The sequence below is a fragment of the Ruegeria sp. Alg231-54 genome, from assembly GCF_900143525.1.
In the GTDB taxonomy this organism is placed as follows: domain Bacteria; phylum Pseudomonadota; class Alphaproteobacteria; order Rhodobacterales; family Rhodobacteraceae; genus Ruegeria.
The window spans coordinates 161,164-174,355 of record NZ_FREZ01000005.1; the positions used below are offsets into that span (position 1 = coordinate 161,164).

Here is a 13,192-nt window from a genome sequence, read left to right on the forward strand (position 1 = left end):
CGGCGCCCTGTTAGTCGCCGGTTTTCTTATGCCAGCGTGCCGTCCAGCTGCAGCGTCAGTTTGCCACCCAGATAGGGGGCCAGAACCTCCGGCAGGGTGACGGTGCCGTTTGCATTCTGGCCGTTTTCCAGCACGGCGATCAGGCAGCGCCCAACAGCCAGACCGGATCCGTTCAGCGTGTGAACGTATTCCGGTTTGCCCCCAGCCTCGGGACGGAATCGCGCGTTCATCCGGCGCGCCTGAAAATCACCACAAGTCGAGACTGAGCTGATCTCTCGGTACGTATCCTGACCCGGCAGCCATGCTTCGATGTCATAGGTTCGGCGCGCGCCAAAGCCCATATCGCCTGTGCACAAGATCACTGTGCGATAGGGGATGCCCAGCTTTTCCAGAATACCTTCGGCACAGCGCAGCATGCGTTTTTGCTCATCATCCGACTTGTCGGGATGGGTGACCGAGACCATTTCGACCTTTTCGAACTGGTGCTGGCGCAACATGCCGCGCGTGTCCCTGCCAGCCGATCCGGCCTCAGACCGGAAGCACAAGGAATGCGCGGTGTAGCGGCGCGGCAGATAGTTTTCTTCAATCATCGTGTCGTTGACGATATTGGTCAGCGATACCTCGGACGTCGGGATCAGCCACCAGCCTTCGCGGGTCTGATAGCTGTCTTCGCCAAACTTCGGCAATTGGCCTGTTCCCTGCATCATCTCGGACAAAACCAGAACCGGAGCATTCACTTCGGTCAGTTCGTTTTCGTTGATGTGTGTGTCCAGCATGAACTGCGCCAGTGCGCGGTGAACGCGGGCGACGCCGCCGGACAACAGGACAAAGCGCGAGCCGGACAGCTTTGCCGCCGTTTCAAAATCCATGCCGTTCTGAACGGCCTCGATTTCAAAATGCTCTTTCGGTGCAAAATCCAACTCACGCGGAGTGCCCCAGCGGTTGACTTCGACATTGTCGTTTTCGTCCGCACCTTCTGGTGCGTCCTCGGCTGGCAGGTTCGGGATGCGGATCAACTGATCAGTCAGCAGCGCGTCCAGATCCTTGGCCTCGGTCTGCATCCGGGCGATTTCGGCCTTTTTTTCGGCGACCAGTGCGCGCAGGCGTTGAAATTCCGCCTCGTCGCCGCGCCCCTTGGCGGCACCGACTTCTTTGCTGGCCTTGTTCTGTTCGGCTTGTGCCGTTTCTGCGGCCTGAATCTTGGCCCGGCGGCTTTCGTCCAGCCTTAGCAAATCTGACGACACCGGCGCGTCCCCACGGCGCGCAAGTGCGGCGTCGAAGGCGGCGGGGTTTTCGCGAATGGCGCGGATGTCGTGCATGGTTCAGATCCTTAAATGCGTGAATCACTGAAACCGCTTATGCACCATCTGAAAGGCGGGGTGTAGCGCCGGTTACGACTTATCGGCATCCTCGTGTGTTTCATGCGCCAGATGGCCATCCCAATGTTCCGTTGGGATCTTGGGATTAGGTGGATCAGCCATGTAAGAGGGCGTCATGATCTGCACACTGTTTTCATTGAATACAGCCACGATATTGCGATGCAGGTCTGACCGGATTTTTGGAATGATGCTGCCACGGGTCGTATAGCCGTTGATCTGATAGTTGATCGCGTAATCCGCCAATGCGGTCCACAAAACAAAGGGTTCAGGCTTGGCCTTGATGCCTTTGGTTCGGTTGGCGGCCTCAATCAGCATCGCCTCGACCTTCTCGGGCGGCTCTTCGTAGCCGATGCCAACCGTGGTGTGCAGCAGCAGTCCGCTGCCGTCTGTTTTCTTCGAGAAGTTCACCACATCCGAATTCATCAGTTGCGCATTAGGGATCGAGATCAGTTCGTTCTTAATGGATTTCAGATGCGTCTCCATCAGTTTGATCTGAACTACATCGCCGATATGGTCGCCGATCTGAATGCGGTCCCCGATCGAGGTCGAGCGACGATAGATCACGAACAGACCAGCCAGCATATTTGAGACGACAGAATTTGCACCCAGCGACAGCATGGCGCCCACCAGGATCGTCAACCCCTGGAACGCGGCCGAGTCGGACCCGGGGATGTAGGGAACGGCAAAGACCAGGGCGATCATGATCACCACAACACGGGCAATGTTGAAGGTTGGGCTGACCCAGTGTTTTTCGAAATCGCCCATGTCGAAGGAACCCGCTTCGACCGCGTCAAAGAACACCCGCATCCCCTTGATTATGTACAGCGCCACCCAAGAAATCAGGCCCAACATGATCAAATTGGGGATGTAGCTGATAACGCCTTTGAAGATCAGCAATACTGGCTCTGTCAGATAGGTCAGCAACAGCTGCGCAAAATAGCGGGTTTCGGCGAAAGCCAGCAGAACAAACGAGAGGTAGTAATAAAAACCGAGAAAGAAGATGATAAGCAGAACGAAGTTCAGCCCATATCGTACCAGCGCAGCGATCGCTTCGGCCTGAACGCTTTTAGCTGTGGCCGTTTCCACGTCCCTGAGGTGACGCGAGACAAATTTCAATGTCTTCCGTCGAATCCGACGATGCACCCACAGGATTGCCACCACAAACGCAACAAACCCTACGGTCCACGCCACCGCCTCAATTGCACCGGAAACGCGCGCCCGTTCGGTGCGGTTGGCGCGATAGTCTTCGATGGATTGTTTGATCGCGTTCCCGTGCAAAACGCTTAGAACGCTCAGCTCCATCTGATCCAACTCGGCATCAGCTTCGGTGACGATAGAGACTCTCTCGCCATCGGCCAGAGTCCAAATGCCGAACTCGGTCTCTTCGTATGTCACCTCAACCGTTAGCGCGTCCGAGGCTTCGGCGATTTCGATGATCATGTCCTGAACATCTTCCGCCCGCTCTGGTGCGGGCAGGGCACTGGATCCCCGGACCTGAAACAATACGTCCCCGTCCACGATGACCGGAGCCACGAAACTGTCCGAATCCGCCCCGTCAGAAGCAGGGGACTCTGCCGGTGTTTCCTGTGCTAGTACGACATCGGAAAACCACAGGCTGGACGCCAGGGCTGTCAGAAAATAAACCAGCAAAAGGAAGGGCTTGAATTGCCTTGCCATATGTCCCCCTTAACCCGAACTATACCCGGTTTCAGCGAGGTGCCTAGGACATATCTGCAACGCCTAGCTTGTTCTTTGTGCACTGTGGCCAGGTCATAGCGGTGTACAGCGTTGCCTTCGCTTGCAAAGGCGCAATTCAGAGCATAGGTTCCCGCCAAATTTGCGGAGTATCTCCGCAGCACCAAAACAAAGGAATATCCCATGGAAGGTGGCGCAATCGCCCAGTTTCTCCCGCTGATCCTGATCTTCGCGATCATGTATTTTCTGCTGATCCGTCCGCAGCAAAAAAAGATGAAGCAACATCAGGCCATGGTCGAAGCCGTGCGTCGCGGCGATCAGGTCGTCACCCAGGGTGGAATGATCGGCAAGGTGTCCAAGGTCAAGGAAGGCGACAACGAGATCGAAGTTGAAATCGCCGAGGGTGTGAAGGTTCGTGTGGTCAAGTCGACCATTGCGCAGGTTCTGAACAAGACTGAGCCCGCGAAGTAACTTCGCGCCACAATTCCTTGAAAAGGCAGGGTAATGCTGCAAATTGATACCTGGAAGCGGGTTCTGATCTGGCTGGTCTGCGTGATCGGTCTGATCCTTGCCCTGCCGAATGCGTTTTATACGCGCGTCGAGCAATCCAATGATGCCAAGGCCGCAATTGAGCTTGGTATCGACACTCCCGAAATGCAGGCCGAGGCGGCGCAATGGCCGAACTGGTTGCCGTCATCGCTGGTCAATCTGGGCCTCGATCTGCGCGGTGGTGCGCATCTGTTGGCCGAAGTTCAGGTCGGCGATGTGTACGAATCCCGGATGGAGGCCATGTGGCCCGAAATTCGCGATGCGCTGCGGGATGAGCGCGCCACCGTAGGCACGATCCGCAAACAAGAGTCGGCTCCGGACGAGATTCGGGTGCGCATCAGCCAGCCCGAGGGCATGTCCCGCGCGCTTGAAGTTGTGCGCGGCCTGGCCCGTCAGGTGCAGACCCTGACCGGTGTAGGTGCAACCGATATCGAGGCGCGGGCTGATGGCGACACAATCGTCGTTCAACTGTCCGAGGCTGAAAAACTTGCCACAGACGACCGCACTGTGCGCCAGTCGCTTGAGATTGTGCGCCGCCGTATTGACGAGGTCGGAACGCGTGAGCCCACGATCCAACGCCAGGGTGCGGATCGTATCCTGATACAGGTGCCGGGTATCGGCAGTGCTGGTGAACTGAAAGAGATCATCGGCACCACCGCTCAGCTGACATTCAATCCCGTTGTGGGGCGGGGCACCAACCCGGACGCGGTCCCGGGGATTGGCGAACAGGTCCTCCCCTCCATCGACGAAACCGGTTTGTTTTACACAGTCGAGTCGGCCCCAGTCGTCACCGGCGAAGAGCTGGTGGACGCGCAGCCAGCCTTCGACCAGAACGGTCGCCCTGCGGTCAGCTTTCGGTTCAACACTTCGGGGGCACGCAAGTTCGGCGACTATACGCTGGAAAATATCGGCCAGCCGTTCGCCATCATTCTTGATGATGAGGTCATCTCGGCCCCTGTCATTCAAAGCCACATTCCTGGCGGTTCGGGCATCATCACCGGTAACTTCACCGTTGAGGAAAGCACCAACTTGGCCGTTCTGTTGCGCGCAGGCGCGTTGCCAGCCGGGCTGGAATTCCTCGAAGAGCGTACCATCGGCCCCGAACTGGGGCAGGACAGCATCGACGCCGGTAAGGTCGCAACTATTGTGGCCTTTGTCGCGGTGCTGGCCTTTATGGCGCTCAGCTATGGTTTGTTTGGTCTCTTTGCCAACATCGCCCTGATCATCAACGTCGGCTTGCTGTTTGGTCTGTTGTCCCTGATCGGAGCCACCCTGACACTGCCCGGTATTGCCGGTATCGTGCTGACGGTTGGTATGGCGGTGGATGCCAACGTGCTGATCTTTGAGCGTATACGCGAAGAACTGAAATCCGCCAGAGGCCCGGCGCGCGCAATCGAGCTGGGTTATGAAAAGGCGTTGTCGGCCATTCTGGACGCAAACGTGACCACATTCATCACCGCTGTTATCCTGTTTGCCATGGGCAGCGGTCCGGTACGCGGTTTTGCCATCACGCTGGGTCTGGGCATTCTGACCTCGGTCTTCACCGCGATCTTCGTGACGCGCCTGATGATCGTGATCTGGTTTGAACGCCGCCGCCCGAAAACGATCGAGGTTTGACATGAGACTGAAACTCGTACCCCAGAATACCTCGTTCGATTTCTTCAGCCGATGGAAAATCTGGCTGGGTATCTCGGCTTTGATGATGATCGTGGCGTTTACGTCCTTCATGCTTCAGGGGCTGAACTTCGGCATCGACTTCCGCGGTGGCACAACGATCCGGACGCAAAGCACCCAAGAGATTGATGTCGGTGTCTATCGTGACGCCCTTGCCCCGTTGGAATTGGGGGATGTGACAATCACAGAGATCTTCGATCCAAACTTTGGGCCGGATGAGAATGTTGCGATGATCCGCATCCAGGCGCAAGAAGACACCGAGGCGGTTACATCGGACGTGATCACTCAGGTCGGCGAGGTGCTTGCTGCTGCTGATCCGGGCCTCAAATTGCCGTTTGAAAGCGTTGAATCCGTCGGTCCTAAAGTCTCGGGTGAGCTGATCCAAACTGCGGTTATCGCCGTGGTGTTGGCGATCGGGGCGGTGCTGGTATATATCTGGCTGCGTTTCGAATGGCAGTTCGCCTTGGGCGCGGTGGCCGCATTGGTCCACGACGTAATCCTCACCATCGGCATATTCTCGGAACTGCAAATCCGGTTCGATCTGGCCATCATCGCGGCATTGCTGACCATCGTGGGGTATTCGCTGAACGACACCGTGGTCGTCTTTGACCGCGTCCGTGAGAACCTGCGGAAATACAAGAAAAAGGACCTGAAAGAGGTTCTGAACATTTCGATCAACGAAACGCTCAGTCGGACGGTGATGACCTCCGTTACCACCCTGTTGGCTCTGATTTCGCTTTATGTGCTGGGTGGGGACGTGATCCGCGGCTTTGTTTTCGCGATGATTTGGGGCGTGATCGTGGGGACGTATTCCTCGGTCTTTGTCGCCTCGACGATCCTGCTGTGGCTGGGCGTCAAGCGCGACTGGTCGAAGCCTTCCAACAACGCGGGCAACCAGTTCGCAAATGTGGATGCCTGACCTTCTCGGCCAGTCCCCCATGGGGCTGGCCATTATCTTTTTTGCCGCGACGCTAGGCGGCATCGTACGCGGGTTTTCCGGCTTTGGCACCGCGCTGATTTTTCTGCCTCTGGCCACACCGTTCCTCGGCCCGTTTGGGGCGCTGATCGGACTGACGATCATGGATATCTTCGGGCCACTCCCCAACCTGCGACGGGCGTGGCGCGTCGTGGACCGCGGCGACCTGGCACGGTTACTGCTGGGCTGCGCCCTGGTCCTGCCCGTTGGCCTGTGGGTCCTTACGCAGGTCGAACCTGAGGTTTTTCGATACGCGGTCAGCTTTCTGGCCTTATTCATGCTCGCAATCCTGATCCTCGGATTACGCTATCAAGGCCGCGTGCGGCGCGCGATGGTGACCGCAATCGGTGGCGCTGCGGGCTTTCTCGGTGGCGTCGCTGGGTTGCCTGGACCGGCGGTGATCTTGTTCTACATGTCACGTCCGCTGCCGGTAGAAGTCATTCGGGCCACGATCCTGCTGTTCCTTTTCGGCTTCGACTTTCTTATTTTCGGCTTTTTGTCTGCCATGGGTCGCGTGACTTTCGACAGTGTTGTTCTGGGGCTGGCTTTGTCGGTTCCGAACCTTTTGGGCAATTGGCTGGGCGGTTGGCTGTTCAACCCGGAAAAGGAAAAACTCTACCGCACCGCCGCCTACGTTGTCATCGCGCTGGCCGCCTTGTCGGGCCTGCCGCTTTGGGGCATAGAAGATATCCATGCGGTTGAATGAGATCACATATAACAACGCAACACCGGTCGATGGCTACGGGCCCGGCTTTTTCCGTATTGGTGGCCAGGTCTACGAAGGGGCGGTTCTGACCGGTCCATCGGGCACCACCGGTTGGGGCGGATACGACGATCAATCCTCTTTGCTTGCACTGGCTGGGCATGTGGATGTCCTGTTGATCGGAACGGGCGCTGATCTGGCCCATATCCCCTCTGACCTTCGAGCGGCGCTTGAGCAAGCCGGCATGGGCGTTGAGATCATGAACTCACCCGCAGCCTGCCGTACCTACAATGTACTGCTCTCCGAAGGCCGCCGCATCGCGTTGGCTTTGCTTCCCACCTGACGAAATCCGCTTCATCAGGCCAAAAATATCCCGGGGAGCGCGAGTGCTGGCCCCTCATTCCCATGCTTATCCGAAAGCGGGTCGGGTATTGCCCTGCGGCAAATCCCGCCTTTTGCCCCTATGCGCAATAAGATAAGCGGGACCGTATGACACTGACCGTAACCGATCTTGCCATCACCCGCGGGGGTATCCCCGTGCTCGAGGGGCTCAACTTCTCGCTTCAACCTGGGCAAGCACTGATCCTGCGTGGGCCAAACGGGATCGGCAAAACAACTTTGCTGCGTACACTTGCGGGGTTGCAGCCGGCGTTGAGCGGAACCATTGACGGGGCCGAGGATCAAATTGCCTATGCCTCGCATTCCGACGGGTTGAAGCCAACGTTGACGGTTGTGGAAAACCTGACCTTCTGGGCCTCGGTCTTTGGGACAGATGACATCCAACCCGCATTGGATGCCTTTGCTTTGAACGAACTGTCGGACCGCCATGCGGGAAATCTGTCCGCCGGCCAGAAACGCCGCCTTGGACTGGCCAGGATGCTGGTCACTGGACGACCTATCTGGATGCTGGACGAACCGACCGTGTCACTGGACAAAAGCGCCGTCCAGATGTTTGCCGATACCGTTCGTGCCCATCTCAGGCAGGGCGGTTCCGCCCTGATCGCGACCCATATCGACCTTGGTCTTGACGGCGCGGTTCTGGATGTGGGTCCCAACAAAGCCAAACCAAAATCCATCGACGACTTTGACGGAGGCTTCCTGTGATCGCCCTGCTGTTGCGCGACCTGAAACTGGCCTTCCGAGCGGGTGGGGGTTTTGGCCTTGGCCTTGCATTCTTTCTGATTGTGACCGTTCTTGTGCCGTTCTCAGTCGGCCCGCAATCTTCGCTGCTGTCGACCATTGCGCCGGGTGTGCTTTGGCTGGGCGCGCTTTTGGCCTGCCTGTTATCGCTTGATCGTCTGCTTGCGCTGGATTGGGAAGACGGGTCGCTTGACCTGTTGGCCACCGCGCCCTTGCCGCTTGAGGCGGTTGTGTCGATCAAGGCGCTGGCCCACTGGATAACAACGGGTTTGCCACTGGTTCTAGCCGCGCCGTTTCTGGGTGTGCTACTGAACTTGCCGGTGCCAGGCTTTTTCTGGCTGGTGATCTCACTTTTGGTCGGCACCCCGGCCATGAGTGTGATCGGGACCTTTGGCGCAGCTCTGACTGTCGGCCTGAAACGCGGGGGGCTATTGTTGTCATTGCTTGTCCTGCCGCTGTATGTTCCCACGCTGATCTTCGGGGCCGAAGTCGCACGCCGCGGCGCCACGGGGATGGAAACGCAGACACCGCTGTTGATGCTGGCAGGGATCACGGCGGCCACGATTGCTCTGTTGCCTTTTGCCAGTGCGGCCGTGCTGCGGATCAACCTTCGGTGACACGGTCGCAGTTTGACTGATGTCAATTGAGAACAAACACGAGTCGGACTAAGTAGAGCCCATGTCTATCGCAGCCAAAGCCAATACCCTCTGGGAATACGCCAACCCGCGCAAATTCCTCGCGACCAGCGAGCGGGTCCTGCCGTTCTTCTGGATGACTTCTTTTGTGTGTCTGGTCGTCGGGCTGATCTGGGGCTTTTTCTTCACGCCGGATGACTACAAACAGGGCTCGACCGTCAAGATCATCTACCTGCATGTGCCTGCGGCGCTGATGGCGATCAATTGCTGGCTGATGATGCTGGCCACATCTTTGGTCTGGCTGGTGCGCCGCCACCATGTCAGTGCACTCGCTGCGCGAGCGGCAGCTCCCATCGGTATCGTGATGACCCTGATCGCGTTGGCAACCGGCGCGATCTGGGGGCAACCGATGTGGGGCACGTGGTGGGCCTGGGATCCGCGCCTAACCGCGTTCCTGATCCTGTTTCTGTTTTACCTTGGCTACGTAGCCCTGTGGGAAGCGATCGAGGATTCCGATACAGCCGCTGATCTGACCTCGGTCCTGTGTCTGGTGGGGTCGGTTTTTGCCTTGCTCAGCCGCTATGCGGTGAACTTCTGGAACCAAGGCCTGCATCAGGGGGCATCCGTGATGCGAGCCGCAGCCGTCACCGGCGCGGATACCGAAGAAAAAGTCAGCAACATTTATTTCTATCCGCTGCTGGTATGTATCATCGGATTTGTGCTGCTGTTCATTGCGTTGGTTCTGTATCGCACAGGAACGGAAATCCGGGCGCGACGGATTAAGGCGCTGCTGGCGCGAGAAAGGCTAAACGGATGATCCCTGATCTTGGAAAATATGCCGACGCGGTCCTGTGGTCCTATGCGGCCTCGCTGGGGTTGCTGATTGCACTGGTCGCTCTTAGCGTCATGCGTGGGCGCAAAGTCCGGGCGGAAATGGAAAAGCTCGAACACAGGATGTCACGCAATGGCTAAAATCTCACCCCTGATGGTTGCGCCGCCGTTGATCTTCGGCGCTTTTGCCGTTTTGGCCGGCATTGGCATGTTCCGGGATGACCCCGATGCCTTGCCATCTGCACGCGAAGGGCAGCCCGCGCCACCTGTCGTTCTGACCGAGTTTCCGGGTAAAACGTTGTTCGACGATGACACCCTGCGTGATGGTGAGGTCAAGCTGGTCAACTATTGGGCCAGCTGGTGTGCCCCTTGCCGGGCCGAGCATCCCAACCTTGAGGCGCTGTCCGAAGAGGGCATCCCGGTCTATGGCATCAACTACAAGGATCAGTTGGCCAATGCCGAAGGTTTTCTGACCGAACTGGGTGACCCATATGAGGCCATCGGTCGGGATGAACAAGGGCGCATGGCGCTGGACTGGGGTCTTTACGGTGTTCCGGAAACTTATGTGATCGACGGGGAGGGCACGATCATCCTGCGCTTTGCCGGTCCGATTACGCAGCGCGTCATCGAAAGCAGGATACGCCCGGCATTGGAAAAAGCTGGCCAGTGATCTGATCCGTTGCCATGCGGAGCGTGCCTGCTGCACGCGCTCTATTTCTTGTTTCTGCTAGTTGCGCTGGCACCCAAGAAAAAGCCCCGGCGCATTGGCCGGGGCTTTGTTGCTTTAAGCGTCCTTGGCAAGGTTCCGCAACACGTATTGCAGCACGCCGCCGTTTTCGATGTATTCGACCTCGGGCGCGGTATCGATCCGGCATTTCAGCGTGATTGTTTTCTCGGTTCCGTCGCCGAAAATGATGGTGCAGGGCACCTCTTGCAGTGGCTCGACCGAATCCAAGCCGTGGATTGATACGGTTTCATCGCCTGTCAGGCCCAATGTCTTGCGGGTGTCGCCGCCGGTGAACTCGAACGGGATTACGCCCATTCCAACCAAGTTGGACCTGTGGATACGCTCAAAGCTTTCGGCGATCACGGCTTTGACGCCCAGCAAGGCCGTGCCCTTGGCAGCCCAGTCCCGGGATGAGCCGGCGCCGTATTGCTCGCCACCAAAGACGACCAGCGGAAGGCCTAGTTCCTGGTAGGCCATTGATGCGTCGTAGATCGAAGCCTGTTCGCCGTCAGGACCTTTGGTATAGCCGCCTTCGACGCCGTCCAGCATCTCATTCTTGATGCGGATGTTGGCGAATGTGCCACGCATCATGACCTCGTGGTTGCCGCGGCGGGAACCGTAGGAGTTGAACTCGCGTGGCTGCACCTGACGTTCGATCAGGTACTGACCGGCAGGTGAAGTGCTTGCAAAAGACCCTGCGGGTGAGATGTGGTCGGTCGTGACCATGTCCCCAAGAACCGCCAACACCTTGGCCTCTTCGATATTTGAGATCGTGCCCGGCTCGGCACCCATTCCCTGAAAATAGGGAGGGTTCTGGATATAGGTCGAAGTCGGCGGCCAGTCATAGGTTTCCTGTTGCGGAACCTCGACGCTTTGCCATTTCTCATCGCCTTTGAAGACATCCGCATATTTCGACTGGAACGCTTCGCGTGTGACCGTTTCCTGAACCAATTCGGCAATTTCGCTTTGGGTTGGCCAGATGTCCTTCATGAAGACGTCATTGCCGTCCTTGTCCTGCCCAATCGGCTCGGATGTCAGGTCGATATCCATGGTGCCAGCCAACGCATAGACTACAACCAGCGGTGGCGAGGCCAGGTAGTTGGCCCGCACGTCCGGCGAAATTCGGCCTTCAAAGTTGCGGTTGCCGGACAGAACGGACGTAGCGACCAGATCACCCTCGGCAATTGCTTCACTGATCTCCCTCTGAATCGGGCCAGAGTTGCCGATGCATGTGGTGCAGCCATAACCAACCAGGTTGAACCCGATGGCATCCAGATGTTGCTGCAGGCCAGCCGCCTCAAGGTATTCAGACACAACCTGCGAGCCGGGGGCCAGCGATGTTTTTACCCAAGGCTGACGGTTCAGGCCCAGCTCATGCGCCTTTTTTGCAACCAGACCGGCTCCGATCATCACGTAAGGGTTCGAAGTGTTGGTGCAGGATGTGATCGAGGCGATCACGACCTTGCCCGATTCCATGCCGTATTCTTCACCTTTGACTTCGATCTGCTTACCCATCGGGCGCTTGAAGGTATCCGCCATTTCTTTGGTAAATGCTGCTTTGGCGTCGGTCAGCGCAACATAGTCCTGAGGGCGTTTCGGGCCGGAGATAGCGGGAACGATCGTGCCCATGTCCAGCGTCAGAGTGTCGGTGTAGATGGGCGCGTAGTTCTCATCACGCCAAAGGCCGTTTTCCTTGGCATAAGCTTCGACCAGTGCCAGGCGATCCTCATCCCGACCGGTGTTACGCATATAGCGCAGGGTCTCACCATCAATCGGGAAGAAGCCGCAGGTCGCGCCATACTCGGGGGCCATGTTGGCAATCGTCGCGCGGTCAGCCAGCGGCAAACGGTCCAGACCGCTCCCGTAGAACTCGACGAATTTGCCCACCACGCCTTTCGCGCGCAGCATCTCGACGACTTTCAAAACAAGGTCAGTGCCAGTGGTGCCTTCGAGCATCGCGCCGGTCAGCTCAAAACCTACAACCTCGGGGATCAGCATCGATATCGGCTGGCCCAGCATCGCGGCCTCGGCTTCGATCCCGCCAACACCCCAGCCCAGAACGGCCATACCGTTGACCATGGTGGTGTGGCTGTCGGTACCAACCAGCGTGTCGGGGTAGGCGACTTCGTCGCCGTTCTGGTCGGTGTCGGTCCAGACGGTCTGGGCCAGATATTCTAGGTTCACCTGATGGCAGATACCGGTTCCGGGGGGAACAACGCGGAAGTTGTTAAAGGCCGATTGCCCCCATTTCAGGAACTGGTAACGCTCCATGTTGCGTTCATATTCGCGATCCACGTTCATCTGGAACGCGCGCGGGTTGCCGAATTCATCAATCATGACTGAGTGGTCGATGACCAGATCAACCGGGTTCAGCGGGTTGATCTTCTGCGCATCGCCGCCCAGCCCTTTGATGCCATCGCGCATCGCAGCCAGATCGACTACAGCCGGAACGCCGGTAAAGTCCTGCATCAACACGCGGGCAGGGCGATACGCAATCTCGCGCGGGTTCTTGCCGCCATTGCGTGCCCATTCGCCAAAGGCTTTTATATCATCGACCGCGACGGAAAAGCCATCATCCTCGAACCGCAGCATGTTCTCGAGAACCACTTTGAGCGCGGCGGGAAGCTCGGAAAAATCACCCAGACCAGCCTCTTGCGCGGCAGGGATCGAGTAATATGAAATGGATTTGCCATTCACGCTAAGGTTGCGGCGTGTTTTCGCGGTATCTTGTCCGACTTTGATGGGCATCTGTGGCCTCCCTCTGAAATGACTTGGACCCCGGGATTCGCTAATAGATATCTGCATCACCAAAGTCTTTGGTTCAAGGACCAAGGTGGTGAGCTTGTTGAGTTATGTATACCATTGCACACATAATTTAAGGGT

General features: G+C 57.6%; 13 protein-coding genes. 10 read left to right on the forward strand and 3 right to left on the reverse strand.

Annotation, left to right across the window (positions count from 1 at the left end):
- Positions 1-26: 26 nt before the first annotated feature.
- Together serS and DHN12_RS11410 are read right to left on the reverse strand one after the other, a co-directional pair.
- The gene (serS, locus tag DHN12_RS11405) at positions 27-1,319 is read right to left on the reverse strand and encodes a serine--tRNA ligase (RefSeq protein ID WP_108860310.1); all 1,293 of its coding nucleotides are present in this window, start codon (positions 1,317-1,319) and stop codon (positions 27-29) included.
- A gap of 72 nt (positions 1,320-1,391) precedes the next feature.
- Positions 1,392-3,056, reverse strand: coding sequence for a mechanosensitive ion channel family protein (locus DHN12_RS11410; protein WP_108860311.1), 1,665 nt, complete (start codon positions 3,054-3,056; stop codon positions 1,392-1,394).
- A 201-nt stretch (positions 3,057-3,257) separates the two neighbouring features.
- Between DHN12_RS11410 and yajC the strand changes: the two genes are divergently transcribed.
- From yajC to DHN12_RS11460, 10 genes are all read left to right on the forward strand, one after another.
- Positions 3,258-3,545: a preprotein translocase subunit YajC gene (gene yajC, locus DHN12_RS11415; protein ID WP_058274044.1), complete on the forward strand. Its 288-nt coding sequence runs from the start codon at positions 3,258-3,260 to the stop codon at positions 3,543-3,545.
- Between the two features lie 33 nt (positions 3,546-3,578).
- A complete protein-coding gene (gene secD / locus DHN12_RS11420) occupies positions 3,579-5,240 on the forward strand; it encodes a protein translocase subunit SecD (RefSeq protein ID WP_108860312.1) in 1,662 nt (553 codons plus the stop codon).
- Between the two features lies 1 nt (position 5,241).
- Positions 5,242-6,216, forward strand: a complete 975-nt coding sequence (gene secF, locus DHN12_RS11425) for a protein translocase subunit SecF (protein ID WP_108860313.1) — start codon at positions 5,242-5,244, stop codon at positions 6,214-6,216.
- The gene (locus DHN12_RS11430; RefSeq protein ID WP_108860314.1) at positions 6,209-6,979 is read left to right on the forward strand and encodes a sulfite exporter TauE/SafE family protein; all 771 of its coding nucleotides are present in this window, start codon (positions 6,209-6,211) and stop codon (positions 6,977-6,979) included. Before secF ends, DHN12_RS11430 begins: the two co-directional genes overlap by 8 nt.
- Positions 6,966-7,319 carry an Mth938-like domain-containing protein gene (locus DHN12_RS11435; RefSeq protein ID WP_108860434.1) on the forward strand — a complete coding sequence of 118 codons (354 nt, stop codon included), beginning with the start codon at positions 6,966-6,968 and terminating at the stop codon, positions 7,317-7,319. Before DHN12_RS11430 ends, DHN12_RS11435 begins: the two co-directional genes overlap by 14 nt.
- Positions 7,320-7,465: 146 nt before the next feature.
- Entirely contained in the window at positions 7,466-8,080 is a 615-nt protein-coding gene (gene ccmA / locus DHN12_RS11440) for a heme ABC exporter ATP-binding protein CcmA (protein ID WP_108860315.1), read from the forward strand.
- Positions 8,077-8,733 (forward strand): heme exporter protein CcmB, encoded by a 657-nt coding sequence (gene ccmB, locus DHN12_RS11445; protein WP_058274038.1) that lies wholly within the window; start codon positions 8,077-8,079, stop codon positions 8,731-8,733. The genes ccmA and ccmB overlap by 4 nt, the downstream gene beginning before the upstream one ends.
- A 61-nt stretch (positions 8,734-8,794) precedes the next feature.
- Positions 8,795-9,568, forward strand: coding sequence for a heme ABC transporter permease (locus DHN12_RS11450; RefSeq protein WP_058274037.1), 774 nt, complete (start codon positions 8,795-8,797; stop codon positions 9,566-9,568).
- A complete protein-coding gene (ccmD, locus tag DHN12_RS11455; RefSeq protein ID WP_199520000.1) occupies positions 9,565-9,723 on the forward strand; it encodes a heme exporter protein CcmD in 159 nt (52 codons plus the stop codon). Before DHN12_RS11450 ends, ccmD begins: the two co-directional genes overlap by 4 nt.
- The gene (locus tag DHN12_RS11460) at positions 9,716-10,252 is read left to right on the forward strand and encodes a DsbE family thiol:disulfide interchange protein (RefSeq protein ID WP_108860316.1); all 537 of its coding nucleotides are present in this window, start codon (positions 9,716-9,718) and stop codon (positions 10,250-10,252) included. Before ccmD ends, DHN12_RS11460 begins: the two co-directional genes overlap by 8 nt.
- Before the next feature lie 114 nt (positions 10,253-10,366).
- Here DHN12_RS11460 and acnA read toward each other — a convergent pair whose 3' ends face one another.
- On the reverse strand, positions 10,367-13,057 hold the full coding sequence (gene acnA / locus DHN12_RS11465) for an aconitate hydratase AcnA (protein ID WP_108860317.1): 2,691 nt from the start codon (positions 13,055-13,057) through the stop codon (positions 10,367-10,369).
- Between the last annotated feature and the right edge of the window lie 135 nt (positions 13,058-13,192).

Excerpts from the sequence above, each read along its gene's own strand:
- serS (WP_108860310.1), bottom strand. The coding sequence starts at position 1,319 with ATGCACGACATCCGCGCCATTCGCGAAAACCCCGCCGCCTTCGACGCC.
- DHN12_RS11410 (WP_108860311.1), bottom strand. The coding sequence starts at position 3,056 with ATGGCAAGGCAATTCAAGCCCTTCCTTTTGCTGGTTTATTTTCTGACA.
- DHN12_RS11460 (WP_108860316.1), top strand. The coding sequence starts at position 9,716 with ATGGCTAAAATCTCACCCCTGATGGTTGCGCCGCCGTTGATCTTCGGC.
- ccmD (WP_199520000.1), top strand. The coding sequence starts at position 9,565 with ATGATCCCTGATCTTGGAAAATATGCCGACGCGGTCCTGTGGTCCTAT.
- secF (WP_108860313.1), top strand. The coding sequence starts at position 5,242 with ATGAGACTGAAACTCGTACCCCAGAATACCTCGTTCGATTTCTTCAGC.
- DHN12_RS11430 (WP_108860314.1), top strand. The coding sequence starts at position 6,209 with ATGCCTGACCTTCTCGGCCAGTCCCCCATGGGGCTGGCCATTATCTTT.
- acnA (WP_108860317.1), bottom strand. The coding sequence starts at position 13,057 with ATGCCCATCAAAGTCGGACAAGATACCGCGAAAACACGCCGCAACCTT.
- DHN12_RS11435 (WP_108860434.1), top strand. The coding sequence starts at position 6,966 with ATGCGGTTGAATGAGATCACATATAACAACGCAACACCGGTCGATGGC.
- DHN12_RS11450 (WP_058274037.1), top strand. The coding sequence starts at position 8,795 with ATGTCTATCGCAGCCAAAGCCAATACCCTCTGGGAATACGCCAACCCG.
- ccmA (WP_108860315.1), top strand. The coding sequence starts at position 7,466 with ATGACACTGACCGTAACCGATCTTGCCATCACCCGCGGGGGTATCCCC.
- yajC (WP_058274044.1), top strand. The coding sequence starts at position 3,258 with ATGGAAGGTGGCGCAATCGCCCAGTTTCTCCCGCTGATCCTGATCTTC.
- secD (WP_108860312.1), top strand. The coding sequence starts at position 3,579 with ATGCTGCAAATTGATACCTGGAAGCGGGTTCTGATCTGGCTGGTCTGC.